General features: G+C 49.2%; 23 protein-coding genes. 6 read left to right on the top strand and 17 right to left on the bottom strand.

Features of this window, described 5'->3' with window-relative positions:
• Nucleotides 1–70 precede the first annotated feature (70 nt).
• The 3 genes from secE to gpr all read right to left on the bottom strand — a co-directional run bounded on the left by secE (nt 71) and on the right by gpr (nt 1,647).
• Complete coding sequence (gene secE / locus CD05_RS0115570) at nt 71–322, bottom strand: preprotein translocase subunit SecE (RefSeq protein ID WP_028511262.1); 252 nt, start codon at nt 320–322, stop codon at nt 71–73.
• Between the two features lie 18 nt (nt 323–340).
• Entirely contained in the window at nt 341–490 is a 150-nt protein-coding gene (gene rpmG, locus CD05_RS0115565; protein ID WP_002848320.1) for a 50S ribosomal protein L33, read from the bottom strand.
• A gap of 302 nt (nt 491–792) precedes the next feature.
• Nucleotides 793–1,647, bottom strand: coding sequence for a GPR endopeptidase (gene gpr, locus CD05_RS0115560; protein WP_028511261.1), 855 nt, complete (start codon nt 1,645–1,647; stop codon nt 793–795).
• Between the two features lie 209 nt (nt 1,648–1,856).
• Between gpr and rpsT the strand changes: the two genes are divergently transcribed.
• The 5 genes from rpsT to CD05_RS0115535 all read left to right on the top strand — a co-directional run bounded on the left by rpsT (nt 1,857) and on the right by CD05_RS0115535 (nt 5,791).
• Complete coding sequence (rpsT, locus tag CD05_RS0115555; RefSeq protein WP_028511260.1) at nt 1,857–2,108, top strand: 30S ribosomal protein S20; 252 nt, start codon at nt 1,857–1,859, stop codon at nt 2,106–2,108.
• Nucleotides 2,109–2,423: 315 nt separating this feature from the next.
• Complete coding sequence (gene rplJ, locus CD05_RS0115550; protein ID WP_028511259.1) at nt 2,424–2,939, top strand: 50S ribosomal protein L10; 516 nt, start codon at nt 2,424–2,426, stop codon at nt 2,937–2,939.
• An 86-nt stretch (nt 2,940–3,025) separates the two neighbouring features.
• Nucleotides 3,026–3,394, top strand: coding sequence for a 50S ribosomal protein L7/L12 (gene rplL / locus CD05_RS0115545; RefSeq protein ID WP_028511258.1), 369 nt, complete (start codon nt 3,026–3,028; stop codon nt 3,392–3,394).
• Between the two features lie 110 nt (nt 3,395–3,504).
• Nucleotides 3,505–5,043, top strand: a complete 1,539-nt coding sequence (locus CD05_RS0115540; RefSeq protein WP_028511257.1) for a dockerin type I repeat-containing protein — start codon at nt 3,505–3,507, stop codon at nt 5,041–5,043.
• A 343-nt stretch (nt 5,044–5,386) separates the two neighbouring features.
• On the top strand, nt 5,387–5,791 hold the full coding sequence (locus tag CD05_RS0115535; RefSeq protein ID WP_028511256.1) for an NUDIX domain-containing protein: 405 nt from the start codon (nt 5,387–5,389) through the stop codon (nt 5,789–5,791).
• 144 nt (nt 5,792–5,935) lie between these two features.
• On the opposite strand, the gene acpP is transcribed toward CD05_RS0115535, so the two are convergent.
• The 14 genes from acpP to CD05_RS0115465 form a co-directional block, all read right to left on the bottom strand.
• Nucleotides 5,936–6,166 carry an acyl carrier protein gene (acpP, locus tag CD05_RS0115530; protein WP_028511255.1) on the bottom strand — a complete coding sequence of 77 codons (231 nt, stop codon included), beginning with the start codon at nt 6,164–6,166 and terminating at the stop codon, nt 5,936–5,938.
• Nucleotides 6,167–6,252: 86 nt separating this feature from the next.
• Nucleotides 6,253–7,056, bottom strand: a complete 804-nt coding sequence (locus CD05_RS0115525; protein WP_028511254.1) for an acetyl-CoA carboxylase carboxyltransferase subunit alpha — start codon at nt 7,054–7,056, stop codon at nt 6,253–6,255.
• Nucleotides 7,049–7,927 (bottom strand): acetyl-CoA carboxylase, carboxyltransferase subunit beta, encoded by an 879-nt coding sequence (gene accD, locus CD05_RS0115520; protein ID WP_028511253.1) that lies wholly within the window; start codon nt 7,925–7,927, stop codon nt 7,049–7,051. Before accD ends, CD05_RS0115525 begins: the two co-directional genes overlap by 8 nt.
• 75 nt (nt 7,928–8,002) lie before the next feature.
• A complete protein-coding gene (locus CD05_RS0115515; RefSeq protein WP_028511252.1) occupies nt 8,003–9,346 on the bottom strand; it encodes an acetyl-CoA carboxylase biotin carboxylase subunit in 1,344 nt (447 codons plus the stop codon).
• A 27-nt stretch (nt 9,347–9,373) separates the two neighbouring features.
• Nucleotides 9,374–9,805, bottom strand: a complete 432-nt coding sequence (gene fabZ / locus CD05_RS0115510) for a 3-hydroxyacyl-ACP dehydratase FabZ (protein ID WP_028511251.1) — start codon at nt 9,803–9,805, stop codon at nt 9,374–9,376.
• Between the two features lie 107 nt (nt 9,806–9,912).
• Nucleotides 9,913–10,392, bottom strand: a complete 480-nt coding sequence (locus tag CD05_RS0115505) for a biotin/lipoyl-containing protein (RefSeq protein ID WP_028511250.1) — start codon at nt 10,390–10,392, stop codon at nt 9,913–9,915.
• Between the two features lie 68 nt (nt 10,393–10,460).
• Nucleotides 10,461–11,699, bottom strand: a complete 1,239-nt coding sequence (fabF, locus tag CD05_RS0115500) for a beta-ketoacyl-ACP synthase II (RefSeq protein ID WP_028511249.1) — start codon at nt 11,697–11,699, stop codon at nt 10,461–10,463.
• Between the two features lie 165 nt (nt 11,700–11,864).
• Nucleotides 11,865–12,599 (bottom strand): 3-oxoacyl-[acyl-carrier-protein] reductase, encoded by a 735-nt coding sequence (fabG, locus tag CD05_RS0115495; protein ID WP_028511248.1) that lies wholly within the window; start codon nt 12,597–12,599, stop codon nt 11,865–11,867.
• Between the two features lie 39 nt (nt 12,600–12,638).
• Nucleotides 12,639–13,487 carry an SGNH/GDSL hydrolase family protein gene (locus CD05_RS0115490; RefSeq protein ID WP_028511247.1) on the bottom strand — a complete coding sequence of 283 codons (849 nt, stop codon included), beginning with the start codon at nt 13,485–13,487 and terminating at the stop codon, nt 12,639–12,641.
• Between the two features lie 18 nt (nt 13,488–13,505).
• Nucleotides 13,506–14,231, bottom strand: coding sequence for a hypothetical protein (locus CD05_RS0115485; protein ID WP_028511246.1), 726 nt, complete (start codon nt 14,229–14,231; stop codon nt 13,506–13,508).
• Nucleotides 14,228–15,166, bottom strand: a complete 939-nt coding sequence (fabK, locus tag CD05_RS0115480) for an enoyl-[acyl-carrier-protein] reductase FabK (protein WP_028511245.1) — start codon at nt 15,164–15,166, stop codon at nt 14,228–14,230. The genes CD05_RS0115485 and fabK overlap by 4 nt, the downstream gene beginning before the upstream one ends.
• A 4-nt stretch (nt 15,167–15,170) precedes the next feature.
• Complete coding sequence (locus CD05_RS0115475; RefSeq protein ID WP_028511244.1) at nt 15,171–15,854, bottom strand: hypothetical protein; 684 nt, start codon at nt 15,852–15,854, stop codon at nt 15,171–15,173.
• A 1-nt stretch (nt 15,855) separates the two neighbouring features.
• A complete protein-coding gene (locus tag CD05_RS0115470; protein ID WP_028511243.1) occupies nt 15,856–16,263 on the bottom strand; it encodes a hypothetical protein in 408 nt (135 codons plus the stop codon).
• 1 nt (nt 16,264) lies between these two features.
• The gene (locus tag CD05_RS0115465; RefSeq protein WP_028511242.1) at nt 16,265–17,275 is read right to left on the bottom strand and encodes a beta-ketoacyl-ACP synthase III; all 1,011 of its coding nucleotides are present in this window, start codon (nt 17,273–17,275) and stop codon (nt 16,265–16,267) included.
• A 478-nt stretch (nt 17,276–17,753) separates the two neighbouring features.
• Between CD05_RS0115465 and CD05_RS19060 the strand changes: the two genes are divergently transcribed.
• A complete protein-coding gene (locus CD05_RS19060) occupies nt 17,754–18,506 on the top strand; it encodes an alpha/beta hydrolase (RefSeq protein ID WP_242841279.1) in 753 nt (250 codons plus the stop codon).
• The last annotated feature ends 24 nt before the right edge of the window (nt 18,507–18,530 follow it).

The raw sequence follows: 18,530 nt of genomic DNA, 5'->3' as shown, positions 1-18,530 counted from the left end.
AAGCCTGCCTCCTCTTAAAATAAGTCATCAAAAACCCGTGTGCCGGCCGCTGCCGACGCTGTGCAGCATATCAGCTGCCGATCTTCAGGATAAGGTCAAGGAGCTTACCAAGACCTAAGTCTATACCTGCAAGGAAAAGACCAAGTGTAGTCATAGTAACAAGAACAACGCCTGTATTGTTGACTACCTGCTTTCTTGAAGGCCATACGACTTTCTTCAGCTCGCTCTTGAGATCTCTGAAGTACTTCGAGATGCCGCCCTTTTTCTTCTTGGCAGCGACCTCTTTGGAGTTACCCTTTTTTGCGTTTGTGTCCTTAGCCATTTCTAAGCCCTCCCGCAATTACTTAGTCTCTTTGTGAAGAGTATGCTTCTTACAGAATTTGCAGTACTTGTTCATCTCGAGCCTGTCGGGGTCGTTCTTCTTGTTCTTCTTTGTGTTGTAGTTTCTCTGCTTGCACTCTGTGCATGCGAGTGTGATCTTAACTCTCATTTTCGGCACCTCCTGACGAAATTTGCTTACCCTTAGAACGAAAAGGGCAAACAGTCTGCCTCCCTCATAATGCAGGTGCGATCATCTCCCTGCACTCCCTCAGAACCCTTCTGTGAGATTTGAGGTCAAAACGTATGCTTCACGCCATAAAAAACGGCGCAAAAAAATAGACCTCAATAAGAGGTATATCTATTATACTACACCCGGCACACGTTTGTCAAGTCTTTATATGAACATTTTGTAAACTTTTCCGGGTGTTCTTTTTTATATTATATATAGTATATCACCGCTTTGCCCTTATGTCAACCCACAAGGGCATTTATCTCCTCCGCCGTGAGCGATGAGTGTACCGCCATGTTGACTGCAAGCGATATAAGCATTGATCCGTGCTTTACAATAGTATCTATCCGCCCGGGAGTTATCACCATGCCGTCGAGGGCTGCATCGTGCTTTTCGGCAACTGCGTCTATATCAGCGACAGTAGGTATCCCTGCGGCTATGCACGGCACGCCCATAGTGCGCAGAGATATCTCCGCCCTTGAATTGCCCACACCGCTTCCGGGGGAGATGCCAGTATCGCACAGCTGCACGGTCGTGCCGAGGTTCTCAGGGTCGGAGCAGGCAAAGGCATCACATACTATTATAACAGAAGGGTCAATGCTCTGCGCTATCATCTTTATTATCTCAGCACTTTCAAGGCCTGTCTGTGCGAGCACGCCCGGGCTGATGACCGACATCTTCGCAAGCTCGCCGAGCTCTTTGAGGATATGGCTCTCAATGTGGCGTGTGGCGAGTATCCTGTCGGCGGCAAGAGGGCCTACGCTGTCAGGGGTTATCTGCCTGTTGCCAAGCCCTGCAAAGAGCGCTCCCCTGCTCATGTCCGCAGGCAGCAGTGCGGCTATCTCACGGGCAAGCAGTGCCGCACGCTCGTTAAAGCAGTCGGCCTCGGCTTCAAAGCTGCTGTCTGATGCTCTCAGGGTCATATATCTGCCCTTCGGCCTGCCTATCCTGCGTGATGCTTCATCGGTCTTTATCTCTATCCTTGTTATGCTAAGCCTTGCAGCATCAGAGCGTTCTTCCTTAACATCGACTCCCTTTGGCGTTTCGCCGCCGGTGATATATTGCGATTCGCTCGCCAGATCTGTTCTTGCAGACATGATAAAGCCCCCTATTTAGTTAATATGTACAATAGCGGCTTGGCAATTCCGTTAAAAAATTTAGTAAAACGCCCTTGCAAAATGCGGTGATATGTGGTATAATATATCCAATACTTGTTTAGTGAGCGTTTTGTACGTTCCCTCTCAGTCGTACAATTAGGTTTACCTGAATAAGTTAGATTATTCATTTTATGAGGGAGGTGCTTTAATTGGCAAATATCAAATCCGCTAAGAAAAGAGTTAAGGTAATAGCTACCAAGACAGCAAGAAACAAGGCTATCAAGAGCGACCTTAAGACAGCACTTAAGAAGGCAGACGCTGCTGTTGCAAACAACGCAGACAACAAGGTAGAGGTCGTAAGAGCTGCTATCAAGAAGGTAGACATGGCTGCTTCCAAGGGCATCATGCACAAGAACAAGGCTGCAAGAAAGAAGAGCCAGCTCGCTCTTAAGCTCAACTGATTATAAAGTATATAAAGGCGCTGTTGTTTGCAGCGTCTTTTTTACTATCAAAGCGCACGGCTGCACCGGCTGCTTTGTTTAAAATACACAAACTTTTCCGCAGGACGTAAAAACGCTTGACAAGGAAAGGAATGTGTGCTATAATATATCTCGCATTCGTATCTAAAGACAACAGGCGGCCCGGATAAAGGGTGGAAGTCCTGTCGAGGAAACAAAGGCGCTTTAAATAGCTTTGTGATCTCTTTATGTCTTTTTGTGCATAGAGAGATTTTTTAGTGCGTTTGTAGATCACAGACAAACGAGGTGAAATCAAAAATGGCAAGTGAAAAGGTTTTAGCCGCTAAGAAGGAAAAGGTCGATAAGCTCACCGAGCTCCTCAAGAATTCTGCTGCAGGCGTGCTCGTTGATTATAAGGGCATCACTGTTGAGGAGGATACAAAGCTCCGTAAAGAGCTTCGTGAGGCTGGTATCACCTACTTCGTAGAGAAGAACTCTATTCTCCGTTTCGCATTCAAGAACGCTGGTCTTGACGATATCACAGGCGTTCTCGAGGGTACAACTGCTCTCGCTATCTCTAACGACGATCAGACAGCTCCCGCAAGAATACTCGGCAAGTTCGCAGAGTCCGTTAAGGAGAGAGAGATCTTTGCTCTTAAGGCAGGCTACATCGGCGATGAGATCTATGACGCTGCAGGCGTTCAGGCTCTTTCCAAGATCCCTTCGAGGGAGACTCTTCTCGCACAGCTCGTTGGCTCGCTTCAGGGTCCTATCCAGAAGCTCGCAGCTACACTCCAGGCTGTTGCAGACAAGAAGGAGGGCGAGGCTGCTTAATTGCAGCTTAGCAGCGTAAAGGTGGGGGAAAACGCCCTTGCGCAACACACTACTATTTAAAATATTCAGAAAAGGAGTTAATTATCATGGCATCTGAGAAGATCACAAATATCATTGAAGAAGTTAAAGCAATGTCCGTTCTCGAGCTCAAGGAGCTCGTAGACGCAATCCAGGAGGAATTCGGCGTTACAGCTGCTATCGCTGCTGCTCCTGCTGCTGGCGGTGCTGCTGCTGCAGCTGAGAAGACTGAGTTCGACGTAATCCTCGCTTCCTTCGGCGACGCTAAGATGGGCGTTATCAAGGCTGTTAAGGAGATCTGCGGTCTTGGTCTTAAGGAGGCTAAGGAACTCGTTGAGAGTGCTCCTAAGGCTATCAAGGAAGGCGCTTCCAAGGCTGACGCTGAGGACATCAAGGCTAAGCTCGAGGCTGCTGGCGCAACTGTTGAGCTCAAGTAATTTAATACTTATAGCTTTTTCAAAGACCGTCCGTTATGGGCGGTCTTTTTGTTGACAAAACTCATGCTTTGTTGTATAATTATAAAAACTAACGAAATGGGGGTAGGTAAATGAAAAAGATACTTTCTTTACTCATAGCTATGGCACTTGTGCTGGCGCTCGGTGCGTTTTTACCGGAGGGCGTGCTCAAAGCAAAGGCACTTGGCAGCATAGAAGGACTGGCAAGCGATTACTTAGGCAAGGATCGTCTGTACTGGAACTCATACAGCGGTGCTGCCTATTACAAGGTTGCTGTCACAAGCCGTGTGCTCAACAAGACCTACAAGGTCACAGACCCGGAATTTGTTTTCGAGGATATTTTCACAGAAAAGGGCTATATCTACACCTGCTCGGTAACTGCCTACGACAGCGGCAACAATGCACTGACAAGCGCTAAGTCCAAAAAGGTTTGTTATTCGGCGAACCTCACCAACATGAAGATAAATGACGACCTGACAATGACCTGGGACGAGTTTACCGGCGATTATGAACAGATACACGTCAACATCAGTATCAACGGCAGGACAGGTTCAGTCGCAGGAACTACCACAGGCGCAGACCTTAAACCCTATTTAGATAACGAGCCTTCAGGAAGGTATCAGATATGGGTAGTCGCTAAGGTAGAATATGATAACACGCTTTATTCCGACTACATTTATTTAGACTATGAGAGCACGGCTTTGTTTGTAACATCAACAAAGGCGACCATTACTCAGCCGAAGGAGGGTATGACACCTGACGACATAAAGGTCACAAGCCTTGTGCTCAATGACGGCGATATAAATGCAAGCGAAGCCGTAAAGAGAACAGTTCTCTCGTGGGAAGACGAAAACGGCAGCGCTTTGAAAGCTACAGACAAGTTTGAAGCCGGAAAAAAATATACCGCAACATTAAGTGTTGCACTTGTGGGCAGAATATTTCTTGACTTTGATACAGGATACTATAAATATGTTACCTCGTCTGTAAACGGCATAGACACATATGTTGCACACACCTACGGAAAGCAGAACTATGAAATATGTGCTGAAATGACTATCCCCACTACGCTTAGCGAGGTGCAGATAAGCATAAACACGCCGCAGGCAGGCGATACAGTCGTAAATGATGATACAGACTACACGAGAATAACCGGCTGCACAGAGGGCGTGCGTGTTCAGGAAGGTCTGAGCAGCAGAACAAGAGAGTATTTTTCATTATATGAAAACGGCAAAAAGCTCGCAAGCAATGCGGTTTTTGAAAAAGGCCACACCTACACCGCAAGGATAAGGTTCCGGGCACTTGGGAACTACGCTTTAGCCGATGATCTGACTGTGACCATAGGCGGCGTAAAGGGCAAGTTCGTTTCAAGCGACACGGGTGTCAATGAAAATGAATACTGGGTAACATACACAGCAGATATCACCGTAGCTTCCGACCGCACCCCCGGCGACCTCAACGGCGACAAGACAGTTGACCTCAAAGACGGCCTGCTCATTAGTCAGCACCTCGCCGGGTGGAAGGTAGCAATAAATGAGAGCAACGCTGATGTTAACGGCGACAAGACTGTAGACCTGAAAGACGGCCTGCTGCTTAAGCAGTTCCTCGCCGGGTGGAAGGTGACGCTCAAATAAAGAATAAAGGCAACACCGCACGACCACCGGCTCTGGCCTTTGTGTGCCATCTGCTTGCCGAATTTCCGTCATAATACCCAATTTCACCTTGTTTTACGCCAGTAAAACTGCGGCAAAAATGGGCATTCTGACGAAAATTCGGAGTGTTCAGCAAAGCTGAACAACCGCATACTGACACACAATGGTCGTGCGGTGTTGCCTAAAACTCCCGTCACGTCAGACGGGAGTTGTTGTTTTGTGCAAAATATACAAAATCACCCTTAATTCTTTTTAGAGTGTAGACAACTGACAAAAAATGTGATATAATAAGTTTAATGTAACTAAAAAGGAAAGGAACTTTTATATGCTGCATGAAAAATCCTGTGGCGCCATAGTGTACAGAAAGTACCACGGCAACACGGAAATTTTACTGATCAAGCATGTAAACAGCGGACACTGGTCCTTCCCGAAGGGCCATGTCGAGGGTGATGAAACAGAGGTAGAAACTGCAAAGCGTGAGATACTTGAAGAAACAGGCATCGAAGTCAACCTTGACCCGACATTCAGGGAAACGGTGAGCTATTCGCCGAAGAAGGATACGCAGAAGATAGTTGTGTATTTCGTGGCAAAGGCCAAAAACACCGACTATGTTCCGCAGGAGGACGAGATAGCCGAGATCAAGTGGGTCGAGATAGACCGTGCAGGCAGTGTACTTGCCTATGACAATGACAGGAGCATCGTCAACAAGGCAAAGAAATTCATACGCTAATTACATCTTGAAAAACGAGGCTTGTGCGCTTGCACAGGCCTCGTTTTGTGTGTTATGCCGTTATTGTTTAAACTCGACATTCCAGCCGGTATCTCCCCAAAACAAAAAAATCGCCCCGAAAGGCGATTTAGTTGTTACCAATAATTAGTCAGCGTTAGCCTCGATGTACTTAACGATGTCACCGACAGTCTTCATGTTAGCTACCTCTTCATCGGGGACTTCGATGTCGAACTCCTCCTCGATAGACATTACAAGGTCTACTACGTCAAGAGAATCTGCACCGAGATCATCTGTAATAGAAGCGTCCTGTGTTACATCGTTCTCATCAGCGTCGAGCTGATCAACAATGATTTCCTTAACCTTGTCAAATATCATTTCTAAGCACCCTCCATTCCATAGGTTGTTGTATATTAAGCAAAGGTCGCCCTTTGTCTTAATCATTATCAAACGGGCTCTGACCGCTACTCGGTAAACTCTCCGATTGCCCTAAACTTATTATAACGTTCATTTAGCAATTCGTCAAGCCCTTTTTGAAATTTTCTTTGTAAAGCACCAAAAATATATTTGCTTATAGCTGCTGCGGTCGCTTCCATGTCTGTGTGAGCTCCCTCAGCAGGCTCTTTTATGACATAGTCGCACACGCCTAAAGCCTTTAAGTCCTCGGCGGTTATCTTCATGATGTCGGCAGCTTCCTTTTCCCTGCCTGCATCCTTCCACAGAAGGCTTGCAAAGCCTCTTGGAGATATTACCGAATATATTGCATTTTCAAGCATTGCGAGCTCATCGCATACGCCCAAAGCAAGCGCACCGCCCGAGCCGCCTTCGCCGAGTATTATCGAGATAACAGGCGTTTTCAGCGTCATAAACTCCATTATGTCCCTTGCTATCGCCTCGCCCTGGCCTCTCTCCTCTGCCTCGATTCCGCAGAAAGCACCTGCTGTGTCTATAAGGCATATAACAGGCCTGTGGAACTTCTCTGCCTGCCTTGCAAGGCGCAGAGCCTTTCTGTAGCCCTCTGGGTGTGGCATACCGAAGTTTGAAGCCTTGTTTTCCTCTAAGTTCCTGCCCTTGACCTGCGCTATGACTGTGACAGGTGTGCCCTCAAAGTAAGCAACACCGCCCATTATTGCGCCGTCGTCACCGTAGAGCCTGTCGCCGTGCATCTCGAAGAAATCATCAAATATCATCGGGATATAGTCGTTGACGGTCGGCCTGCCCTTCATTCTTATTATATCCAGCTTTTTGCTTGCAGGTGTATCACTCATTGAAAGCCCCCCCGTTCTGCTCGTGAAGTGCAAGAAGGTGTGCGAGCGTCCTTCTCATTTTCTTGCGCTCGACTATCATATCGACAAAGCCGTTTTCAAGCATGAATTCAGCACTCTGGAACTCGTCCGGCAGCTTCTGCCTGATAGTTCCCTCGATGACTCTCCTGCCGGCAAAGCCTATGAGCACCTTCGGCTCTGCGATTATTATATCTCCGAGCGATGCGAAGGAAGCCGTTACGCCGCCTGTCGTCGGGTCGGTCATGACTGTTATGTATAAAAGCCCTGCCTCGCTGTGCCTTGCAACTGCGCCGCTCGTCTTTGCCATCTGCATAAGAGAAACTATGCCCTCCTGCATTCTTGCGCCGCCCGATGCTGTGAAAGCTATCACAGGGAGCTTCTGCTCTGTAGCATACTCAAATGCTCTTGTTATCTTCTCGCCTACTACCGAGCCCATAGATGCCATGAGGAAGTGCGAGTCCATAACTATTATGACTATCTCCCTGCCCCTTATGGTGGCCTTGCCTGTTATCACAGCGTCCTTAAGGCCTGTCTTTGCACGCAGAGCCTGCTGCTTTACCTCATACCCCGGGAAATCTATCGGGTTTTTTGACACCATGTCCTTGTCAAATTCCACAAGGCTGCCCTTGTCTATAGTTATGTCGAGCCTCTCCTTGGCACTCAGGCGTGAGTGATAATTGCAGCTCGGGCAGACCTTGCCGTTTCGGTTGAAATCCTCCGAGAAGGACACTGTGCCGCATCTGGGGCACTTGAACATAAGGTCTTTTGGTATGTCGGGCTTTTTTGAGTCCTTATCCTCGGGCGAGGAAGAACCCCACCTCTGCCTTACTACCGAGAAAATATCATCAAGCATTTTTGTTTCCTCCGAATAATTCGAGTTGACTGTAAAAACCGTCCGGCGCAGCCGAACACCTTAATTGTGCATTGTTCAAACAAGCTGGTTCCTGTTAAGATAGCCGTTGTCGTAGTCGCCTGCCTTGAAGGCATCGGTGGCTATGAGCTTGAGCTGGAAATCTATGTTGGTGCTCACACCGCCCACGACAAATTCCGAGAGCGCCCAGTTCATGCGCTTTATCGCCTGCTCTCTTGTGTCAGCGTGGACTATGAGCTTTGCTATCATCGAATCGTAGTAGGGCGTTATCTCGTAGCCCTGATAAGCGGCGCTGTCAACTCTCACGCCGAAGCCGCCGGGAGTGTGCAGTGATGTGATGACACCGGGCGACGGACGGAAGCCCTGCTCGGGGTTCTCGGCATTTATCCTGCACTCAATGGCGTGGCCTGTCATCTTTATATCGTCCTGGGTTATGTCGAGCTTTTCATTGGCTGCTATGCGTATCTGGCGGGATACTATATCTATGCCCGTGACCTCCTCGGTTATCGGGTGCTCGACCTGTATACGGGTGTTCATCTCCATAAAGAAGAAGTCGCCGTTCTTATCAAGCAAAAACTCTATAGTGCCTGCATTGGTATAGCCTGCTGCCTTTGCAGCCCTTACAGCTGCCTCGCCCATTTTCTTTCGTAAGCTTTCATTTACTACGGGTGAGGGGGTCTCCTCAAGCACCTTCTGGTTTCTTCGCTGCATCGAGCAGTCACGCTCGCCTAAGTACACCACGTTGCCGAAGTTGTCAGCAAGTATCTGTATCTCTATGTGCTTGGGGTTTTCTATGAACTTTTCTATGTACACCTCGTCATTGCCGAAGCAGGCAAGCGCCTCGGTCTTTGCGACCTTCATCTGCTCATCAAGCTCGGCCTCGCTGTGTACTATCCTGATGCCCTTGCCGCCGCCGCCTGCTGATGCCTTTATCATAACGGGGTAGCCTATCCTCTTTGCAAGGTCGTGTGCGTAGAACTCGTTTTTCACAGCACCGTCAGAGCCGTTGATGACCGGCACGCCTGCGCTTTTCATAGTCTCCTTTGCCTGAGCCTTGTCGCCAAGCATCTCAATCGCCTGAGCACGGGGGCCTATGAAGGTTATGCCGCACTTTTCGCAGTATCTTGCAAACTGCGCATTCTCGGAAAGAAATCCGAAGCCCGGGTGTATAGCATCAGCGCCTGTCACCTCGCAGGCCGCAATGAGAGCCTTCATATTGAGGTAGCTGTCCTTTGCAGGGGCAGAGCCTATGCATACAGCCTCGTCAGCTATCTGTGCATGGAGCGCACCCTTGTCGGCAGTCGAATAAACGGCCACAGTGTGCAGCCCTAACTCTCTGCACGCACGGATTATGCGCACAGCTATCTCTCCACGGTTCGCTATCAAAACTTTCTTAAACATACTATTCCTTCACCTTTACAGTAAGAATCACTTTATCGCAAATGTTATCTCCGCCGAAACTGCCTTCTGGCCGTCAACAGAGGCTACTGCCTTGCCGACACCGATAGGTCCCTTTACCTTGATTATCTCGACCTCGATGTCGAGCTTGTCACCCGGCACTACCTGCCTGCGGAACTTGCAGTTGTTGATGCCGCCGAAAAAGCCTATCTTGCCCTTGTTCTCGTCCATAGCAAGCAGTGCAACCGCACCTGCCTGAGCGCACATCTCTACCATGAGCACGCCGGGAGTAACGGGGTACTCAGGGAAATGCCCCTTGAACCAGAAATCCTCAGCCTTTATGTATTTTGTTGCCTTTACCCTTTTGCCGACTTCGAGCTCGTTTACCTCGTCTATCAGTAAAAACGGGTCTCTGTGCGGGATTATTTCCTTTATCTGCTCCTTGTCAAGAACTACTGCCATAATAAAAACCTCTCTTATATAACGCCCGAACGGGCATATTATCCGCCAAAGGCGGATACCTCACCTGTTACCTGTTACCTGTAACCTGTTACCTGTGATGATCGGTTTTACCCGATTATCATGACCGTCTGGTCAAACTCAACGCTGTCGCCGTTTGAAACGAGTATCTCCTTGACTACGCCGTCAAAATCGGAGGTTATCTCGCTCATTACCTTCATGCTCTCGATGATGTAGATAACATCACCCTTCTTAACCTTGTCGCCCACCGAAACGAACGGTGCCGAATCAGGCGAGGGAGAGGCATAGAATGTGCCGACGATAGGTGCCTTAGCTTCCTTGCCGGATACTGTGGGAGCTGCGGCCTTCACATCAGCAGGAGCTGCCTGCGGTGCGGGCATAACGCCCTGAACAGCCGGCATACCCATAGGCGGCATCGGCGGAGGGGGCGGAGGACATTTCTTGCCCTTGATAGTCAGCTTGTTGCCGTTCTGGTCTTCAATTGCTATTTCCGAAAGCTCCTTGCCGTTTACAAGATCTGCGAGCTTTTCGATATTCTCGAATGTAAAATCAAGATCAAACTTTGCCATATAGCTTTTCTCCTTGTATTTACGTATATTTTAATGAATGTTCTACGTGGAACACTTGTTCTATAAAATCAGCCCTCGTATTTCTTGATGCAGATAGTTGCATTGTGGCCGCCGAAGCCGAGGGAGTTTGAGAGCGCACCCTTGATATCGACGTGTCTGTTTGCATCTGTTGCATAGTCGAGGTCACACTCGGGGTCGGGGGTCTTGTAGCCGAGAGTCCTGTGGATAAAGCCTTCCTTTACCGAAAGAGCTGTGACTATAGCCTCAACACCGCCGGCAGCGCCGAGCAGGTGGCCTATCATGCTCTTGGTGGAGTTGATGACTGTCTTTCTTGCAGCCTCCTCACCGAGAGCGAGCTTGATAGCTGTTGTCTCGTACTTGTCATTAAGGCCTGTAGATGTGCCGTGAGCGTTTATGTAGTTTACCTCCTCCGGCTTAAGGCCTGCTTCCTCGTATGCACACTTCATAGCGTATGCAGCAGCCTCGCCTGTGGGTGAGGGGCTTGTCATGTGGTAAGCATCGCCTGTTGCGCCGTAGCCTGCTATCTCAGCGATGATGTTTGCGCCCCTTGCTTTTGCGTGCTCGTACTCCTCCAGGCAGAGAACGCCTGCGCCCTCGCCGAGCACAAAGCCCTGACGGTTCAGGTCAAACGGAGTGGAAGCCTCCTCCAGCTTCTCGGCACGGGAAAGAGCCTTCATATTGTTAAAGCCGCTTAATGCAAAGCGTGAAATGCAGGCTTCGGAACCGCCGCAGAGAGCTACATCGAGGTAGCCGTCCTTTATCTTGCGGAAAGCCTCGCCTATTGCGTGAGTAGCCGATGCACAGGCAGTCGTGGTGCAGAAATTATCTCCCTTGAAGCCTGTCTGCATAGCAACTGTGCCTGCTGCCATATTGCCTATCATCATAGGGATAAAGAACACCGATACCTTATCGGGCTTCTCGTTGAACTTTGTCACCTCGGCCTCTGTCATGTTAAGGCCGCCGATGCCTACGCCTATTATAACGCCTGCACGGAAAGGAACTATGTCGGAAAAGTCAGTTCCTGCCTGAGCGAGCGCCTGCTTTGCTGCAACTGTTGCAAACTGAGTAAAGCGGTCAAGTCTCTTGGCTTCCTTCTTGTCGATGTATTCGCTCGGGTCAAAGTCCTTGACAGCGCCAACTATCTTTACGGGGAAATCAGATGTATCGAACTGGTCGATGTAGGAAACGCCCAGCTTGTTTGCCTTGATATTCTCCCAGTATTCCTCAACGTTCTTGCCGAGGGGATTTACTGTGCCCATTCCTGTTATAACTACTCTTCTGCTCATATATAGTGCTCCTTAATAAGTATTTATAATCTTTTAGTTTTGTTTGATGCTTAATGCCGCAGGTGCCCTTTGTCTGCTGCGGCAGGTTCCGTGGTCTCGCTTTGCGAGATCGGCTTTTCAAAGCCGAAACGAAACTTAGTGCTTGATGCCGAAGGCATTAAGCGACTACATCATTATTCCGCCGGATATCTCGATGACCTGGCCGGTCACATAAGCTGCATCCTTGGATGCAAGGAAGGAAACAACACCTGCTATATCGTCTACCTCACCAAAGCGCTTCATAGCTATCTGGTTAAGCATAGCAGCCTTCTGCTCATCTGTGAGCTTGTCGGTCATGGGGGTCTTTATAAAGCCGGGGGCAACTGCGTTGCAGGTTATCCCACGGGAGCCGAGCTCCTTGGCTACTGTCTTTGTCATGCCGATGATAGCAGCCTTTGTTGCTGAATAGTTCATCTGGCCGGGGTTGCCGTAAAGGCCTGCAACTGATGCAAGATTGATTATCCTGCCCGACTTCTGACGCATCATAACAGCGCCTGCGAAACGGCACATATTGAACACGCTCTTCTGGTTTACAGCGATGACTGTGTCGTACTGCTCCTCGCTCATTCTTGCAAGAAGGCCGTCACGGGTGATGCCGGCGTTGTTTACCAGCACGTCGATGCTGCCGAAGCGCTCCTTTACGTCCTTGACTGTCTTTTCCACCTGCTCAAAGTTGGATACGTCGCAGATGAAGACCTCGCACTCGACACCTGTTGCCTTTATCTTTTCAACGATGTCGTTATCCTCAAAGCTCTTTTCGCTGATGTCGTTAAGAGCGATGTCGTAGCCGTCCTTGGCAAGTCTGAGTGCTATTGCCGCACCGATACCTCTTGCCGAGCCTGTTATAAGTGCTGTTGCCATGATTTTTTCCTCCGTTTTTTCTTTTTGTCGAATAGTCTGTTATTCAGCCATATATGCTGTGATAGTATCATACCAGAAATCGGCGAGCTTCTTATAGCCCTCCTCGCTCGGGTGAACGCCGTCGTAGAGGTCTGACTTGACCAAAACTGTGCTCACGTCTGCGAGCCTTATGTTCTTGCCCTCCTGCTTTTTCTTGTCAACAAGTCCCTTTACCATGTAGTTGTAATCGGATATGCATTTATCCATATACTCTACCGTGAAGGTGTCCTTGTCGATATATGTGTTGTTCGTGGCGTCCATATCAGGCAGGGTGGCAAGGAAAAGCACCGAGCCCTCGGGCATTTTTTCAAGCATAGCATCTATGAGTGCCGAGAGCCTGTCGCCCGCCGTGTCGAGCTCATAGTTTGAGAGAATATCGTTCGTGCCTATCATAAGCGTTACCACATCAGGCTGGAACTTCTCTATCCTCTTTGGCAGAATGTTTGAAACGCCCATGCGTGAGCCTGTTATCGACTCCTCTATCCTGTCTATCGACCAGCCTGTGTAGCCCTCGTGCTCGTTATCATAGCACTCGCCGCCCTTTTTGCTGCCCACGAAGTCAACATACTGCGAGAGCCCGTTCTCCTCCAGCTTGTCGCAGAGGAACTTCCTGTAGCCGCCCTCTAGCCAAAAGCCGTCGGTTATCGAGTCGCCGCAGGTCATGAGCTTTATGCTCTTATATGTAGGAGCTGTTTCCTCCTCGCTGCTGCTGTCTGCGGCAGAGCCTGTGTCGAGCTTTATCTCAGCGCTGCTGTCAACGCTCGTAACACTTGATGATGAATCGTTACAGCCTGTGAGAACTGCTGCCGCCGCAAGGACGGATGCTGTGATAATGCTGAGTTTTTTCATAAGTCTTCTCCTTTATAATTATCCGAGCCGTGAAAGAAACACTGTGTTGTTATTTTTATCTATCATCACCGCCGAGGTATGGGGGTGGTTGAAGTCAAAGTTCGTTTCGAGCACATATACCTGAACATCAGCCGATGAGCAGCCGTCATATCTTGAGCCGACATACATTGATATATCGCCGATGCTGTTTTTTTGCTCTTGCTTTGTGCCTGCCGGAGCGTCTGACGTTCTTTTGGAAGCGGCATATTCTGCAAAGGTAAAGCTGTATTTCGCCTGCTTTGAGAAGTCTTGCACATAGCGCTTGACAGTCTCCCCGTCAGTCTCAAAATACACGCTGTAATGGCCTGTGCCCTGCAGCATAGATGCCATATAGTCAAATTCATAGCCGCCCTTTACATCACCTGCAAAATCCGGGAACCAATCGGGCTCCGCTATGTTTTGATAAAGCCCTATGTATGCCCTCTGAAAGGGATATTTCCAAAGGGTCTGAGAGCTTACCGAAAGGGGCGCTATGCCGAGACCGAGCCACAGTGTCATAGCCGTTGCAAGTATCAGCAGGATAACATTCCTGCCCGACTTCTTTGAAAAGCCCCACAAGCAGAAAAGTATAGTCGAAACCAAAAGCAGCTTTAAGTCGCCCAGAAGCACATACCACAATGCACTCAGCATAGCTATCACCGCAAGGGCGATGATATGCACTTTGGTCAGGCGTATGCGCTTTTTTGCAGCAGGCTGCTCGCTCACTTAGCGAGAATCTCCTGAGCCTGAGTGAACATTTCCTCTATCATATCCTTAGCAGGCTCGGTCTTTTTAACAAGGCCTGCTATAGCGCCGCAAAGGAAGGAGCCCTCCTCCAGATTGCCGTCCTGAACAGCCTTTCTTAAAGACCCGAGGGTTATCTTTTCAAACTCATCGGGGGTAAGAGTGCCGTTCATTTCACCGCTTGCGAGGCGCTTTGAGAACTTTGTCTTGACATTGCGGCAGGGGTGGCCTGTCGTTCTGCCTGTTACTATACTGTCGGTGTCTTTTGCACCTACTACGAGCTCTTTATATGTGGGGTGTATCTGGCATTCATCGGCTGCCAAGAACCTTGTGCCGAGCTGAACGCCCTCTGCGCCGAGCATGAATGCAGCGGCTATACCTCTGCCGTCTGCTATACCGCCTGCTGCGATAACGGGTATCTCAAGAGCATCTACGACCTGCGGAACAAGGCACATTGTGGTATTCTCGCCGATATGGCCGCCGCTCTCTGTGCCCTCTGCAACTACAGCGTCTGCGCCTGCACGCTCCATTCTCTTTGCAAGAGCTACTGAGGGGATAACGGGTATCACCTTGATGCCTGCTTCCTTCCATGCAGCCATGAACTTGCCGGGGTTGCCTGCACCTGTTGTGACTACCGGAACGCCCTCGTCGATAACGAGCTGTGCGAGGTCTTCTGCATTGGGTGACATGAGCATTATATTCACGCCGAAGGGCTTATCGCCGACTGCTGCCTTTGTGAGCCTTATCTGCTCACGGAGATAGTCTATCGGTGCGCTGCCGCCTGCTATAAGGCCGAGGCCGCCTGCATTTGACACGGCAGATGCGAGCGTATGCTCTGCTATCCATGCCATACCGCCCTGGATTATCGGGTACTTGATGCCTAAAAGCTCTGTTACTCGTGTTGTCTGGATATTCATGCTCTTATTCTCCTTTATTATCTTTAGTAGAGTTATAGTTCTCTATCGAATAATCATCTAATGTGAGGAAGTGCTCTCCCCTGCCAAGTGCTTTGACCTCTTTGGTTATGACATCTGCGCACTCGTCTATAAACTCAAATATAAGCTCTTTTGTAAAGTGCAGAAGCTCGCCGTCAGGGTGTTCCGTGAGGTCGCTTTTCATATCATCAAGCCAGTCGCTCATCATAAACTCAAAGCGTTTAAACACAGGCTCGCTCTCAATACCCTCCGGCACTGCCGGCAGGGTGATATCATATCGCTCTCTGAGGAGCGGATTCAGCAGGTGATAATCGGCATAAAGCTCATCGAGCAGCTCTTTCTGCCCACGCCTGTAGAGCAGGCCGACCTTATAGTAAAGGTACTGGCGGAAGATATTATCCTCTATCAGATGGACATAGTAGCCGAGATAGAGCATATCGCCGAGCTTATCCCTATACTCATCATAAAACCGCAAAAAATCATAGGTCTTGCGGCCGTTTGGCAGGAGCGTATAAAAGTGGGTGGCTTTCTTTGTCTTAAGGCGGTATTCATACTCGCCGAGGATCATATCAGGCAGGACGTGCCCGAAATAAAAGCGCTCTGTATCATCTATACCGAGCCTTTTTACAAGTTCGTGAGCAACTGCCAGGTGTATAACTCGTGATGCCATATCATTTACCCGATGTCTGGTCGTTCATAAAGTCGAAGTGACGTTTATAGCGTTCAGAGATCTGTATCTCGCCTTCTATGCCTATCGCCCTGAGAGCATCGGCACACACGGAAAGCCCGTCTTTATAGAAGCACTCGATACGGCGCTGCTTATCGTCTATGCCCTTATAGTCGGGCGGGCAGACAAACGTCCAGTCAGCGCCCTCGCCGTCGGCGACAAGGCGGAAGTATTTATCAGTATCTCTGCTGTCGTGTCCTGCCTCGGCAAGGAGTATATGGTGCTCCAAATATCTGTCGATATCGCCCACTATCACGTCTTTTCCGTCAAAGGACACCAGCACCAGCACAGGCTCATTTGCCAAAAGCAGCTGCTCTGTGCTCTGCCTGTCGGGGAAATACTTTATATCCATATCAGTATTCAAATATAACCGCTGCGAAGGTAAGGCCGCCGCCGAAGCCGACAAAGCAGACCTTATCGCCACGCTTTATCCTGCCCTCGGCCACTGCGTCGCAGAATGCAATCGGGATAGATGCCGAGGAGGTATTGCCGTAGCGGTCGATATAAACTACCATTTTATCCATAGACACGCCGAGGTTCTTAGCGGCGGTCTCTATAATTCTTACATTTGCCTGGTGAGGAACTATACAGTCAAGCTCGTCAGGGGTCATGCCGGCCTTTTCGCAGGCGTGGAGCACTGCATCGGGGAGCGCACGGGTAGCGAACTTATAGACCTCCTTACCGTCCTGAGCAAAGAAATGATCCTTTGTCTGCGGCATTGCCATATCGAAATCTTCCTTATTGGTACGGAAGACGTTCTCGCTCTTAAGAGCACGGGAAACGAGGAATTTTGCACCTGACCCGTCTGCTCCGAGGTAGGACGACCAGAGGGTATCCTTATTTCTTTCAAGCACGAATGCAGCAGCACCGTCGCCGAAAAGGATACAGCTCGAACGGTCGGTATAGTCAACAAACTTTGAAAGCTCCTCAGTAGCGACCAAAAGCACGGTATCTACGCCGTCCTCGCTCTGGAGGTAGCGCTTTGCCATATCAAGGCCGTAGTCAAAGCCTGTGCAGGCGCAGTTGATATCTATCGCCATAGAGCCTATCGCGCCTATCTCACGCTGGATAAGGGCTGCCTCGGAGGGGGTATAGAAATCGGGCGTACAGGTAGAAACTATTATAAGGTCGATATCCTCTGCCTTTATGCCCGCATCAGCTACAGCCTTCTTTGCAGCCTCAGCGCCGAGGAAGTAGTTAGGCTCGCCGTTTGTTATATGGCGTGTCTTGATGCCTGTACGCTGGGTTATCCATTCATCAGATGTATCAACTATCTTTGAGAACATCTCGTTATCGGCTATAAGCTCAGGCACATAGCTGCCAATGCCCTTGATATGTATTCCGTAAGTGTTGTTTGTCGGCACTTTCTGTTTCCTCCAATACCTTTATTAAAATATTCTTGTAATTATAATTATAATGTGTTATAATGTATCTGCAGGGCTTGCCTGACCGCATATTGTAATATGATTTAACGATATCGGGCATTCCTGGCATCATAACATTACTATTATAACCGCAAAAATTGATTTCGTCAAGTAAAATTTATGAACATAATGAAATTATCCTCTTAAAAAACAGCTTTGGAATGACAAAGAGGAGGTTTTTTAGATAAATATGACGAACACCCTTGATTTGGGGCAAAGATTGAGGTTTGGCAAACATTGGCAAGCGGCTTTTACCGGCGTTCTGACGCTGAAAAAAGCCTGCCTGAAAAGAGAGAAGACATGAAAAGATACGGAACATCTGCCAAGGCAGGAGAGACTGAGATAAACATATACACCGAGGGGCAGGGCAAGGCTGTGATAGTATTCATGGCAGGCTCGGGCGTCGGGTGTCCGGGGCTTGAATACAAGCCGCTGTACAGAAGGCTTTTTGGGAGAATACAGGATAGCCGTTGTAGAAAAAGCCGGCTACGGCCTGAGCGGAGCGGCAAAGACAAAGAGAACGGTCGAGAACCTTGTCAACGAGAGCAGGGCGGCGCTAAAGGCTTTGGGGATAGAGCCGCCTTACATACTTGCGCCGCATTCCTACTCGGGGTTTGAGGCGATATGGTGGGCAAACACCTACCCTGATGAAGTAAAGGCCGTGCTGGGGATAGACATGGGGCTGCCGAACATGATGAAAGCGCAGGCAAAAGAGATACCTGACGAGAAAAAGCGTGCAATGGCAGCAAAGTCAAAAGCGCTGATGCAGAAAATAGCAAAGCGTGGGCTGCTTGATAAGCTGCTTAGAAACAAGACGGTGAATGCATCGGGGCTGATGACAGGCGATGAGCTGACTGCCGAGGAAAAGCAGACCTACGAGGAGGTCTACTACAAAAACATTGCGAGCGAGGCTGTGTTTGAGGAATCCATTCTCGCAGAGGAGAATGCTTTGAAAGCAGAGAGCACAGGGGTGCTCAGCTGCCCTGCGTGTCTGATAGTGAGCAACATGAAAGTGCCTGTAAAGGCGCTCTCGTGGCAGCAGGCCGCAAAGGACTATGCTGCACAGTGCGGCGCTGAGATACATCTGCAAAACGAAGGGCACATGATGTACACGAAAACACCCGACAAAATGGCCGGGATATACAAGGCGTTTTTAGAAAAGGTGCTATAACGCCGCAGCAAAAAGAGGAGCATG

The organism is Ruminococcus sp. NK3A76 (assembly GCF_000686125.1).
In the GTDB taxonomy this organism is placed as follows: Bacteria; Bacillota; Clostridia; order Oscillospirales; family Ruminococcaceae; genus NK3A76.
This window is presented reverse-complemented; position numbering and strand designations above follow the sequence as displayed.

Excerpts from the sequence above, each read along its gene's own strand:
- secE (WP_028511262.1), bottom strand. The coding sequence starts at position 322 with ATGGCTAAGGACACAAACGCAAAAAAGGGTAACTCCAAAGAGGTCGCT.
- rpmG (WP_002848320.1), bottom strand. The coding sequence starts at position 490 with ATGAGAGTTAAGATCACACTCGCATGCACAGAGTGCAAGCAGAGAAAC.
- gpr (WP_028511261.1), bottom strand. The coding sequence starts at position 1,647 with ATGTCTGCAAGAACAGATCTGGCGAGCGAATCGCAATATATCACCGGC.
- rplJ (WP_028511259.1), top strand. The coding sequence starts at position 2,424 with ATGGCAAGTGAAAAGGTTTTAGCCGCTAAGAAGGAAAAGGTCGATAAG.
- rplL (WP_028511258.1), top strand. The coding sequence starts at position 3,026 with ATGGCATCTGAGAAGATCACAAATATCATTGAAGAAGTTAAAGCAATG.
- CD05_RS0115540 (WP_028511257.1), top strand. The coding sequence starts at position 3,505 with ATGAAAAAGATACTTTCTTTACTCATAGCTATGGCACTTGTGCTGGCG.
- CD05_RS0115535 (WP_028511256.1), top strand. The coding sequence starts at position 5,387 with ATGCTGCATGAAAAATCCTGTGGCGCCATAGTGTACAGAAAGTACCAC.
- acpP (WP_028511255.1), bottom strand. The coding sequence starts at position 6,166 with ATGATATTTGACAAGGTTAAGGAAATCATTGTTGATCAGCTCGACGCT.
- CD05_RS0115525 (WP_028511254.1), bottom strand. The coding sequence starts at position 7,056 with ATGAGTGATACACCTGCAAGCAAAAAGCTGGATATAATAAGAATGAAG.
- accD (WP_028511253.1), bottom strand. The coding sequence starts at position 7,927 with ATGCTTGATGATATTTTCTCGGTAGTAAGGCAGAGGTGGGGTTCTTCC.
- CD05_RS0115515 (WP_028511252.1), bottom strand. The coding sequence starts at position 9,346 with ATGTTTAAGAAAGTTTTGATAGCGAACCGTGGAGAGATAGCTGTGCGC.
- fabZ (WP_028511251.1), bottom strand. The coding sequence starts at position 9,805 with ATGGCAGTAGTTCTTGACAAGGAGCAGATAAAGGAAATAATCCCGCAC.
- CD05_RS0115505 (WP_028511250.1), bottom strand. The coding sequence starts at position 10,392 with ATGGCAAAGTTTGATCTTGATTTTACATTCGAGAATATCGAAAAGCTC.
- fabF (WP_028511249.1), bottom strand. The coding sequence starts at position 11,699 with ATGAGCAGAAGAGTAGTTATAACAGGAATGGGCACAGTAAATCCCCTC.
- fabG (WP_028511248.1), bottom strand. The coding sequence starts at position 12,599 with ATGGCAACAGCACTTATAACAGGCTCGGCAAGAGGTATCGGTGCGGCA.
- CD05_RS0115490 (WP_028511247.1), bottom strand. The coding sequence starts at position 13,487 with ATGAAAAAACTCAGCATTATCACAGCATCCGTCCTTGCGGCGGCAGCA.
- fabK (WP_028511245.1), bottom strand. The coding sequence starts at position 15,166 with ATGAATATCCAGACAACACGAGTAACAGAGCTTTTAGGCATCAAGTAC.
- CD05_RS0115475 (WP_028511244.1), bottom strand. The coding sequence starts at position 15,854 with ATGGCATCACGAGTTATACACCTGGCAGTTGCTCACGAACTTGTAAAA.
- CD05_RS0115470 (WP_028511243.1), bottom strand. The coding sequence starts at position 16,263 with ATGGATATAAAGTATTTCCCCGACAGGCAGAGCACAGAGCAGCTGCTT.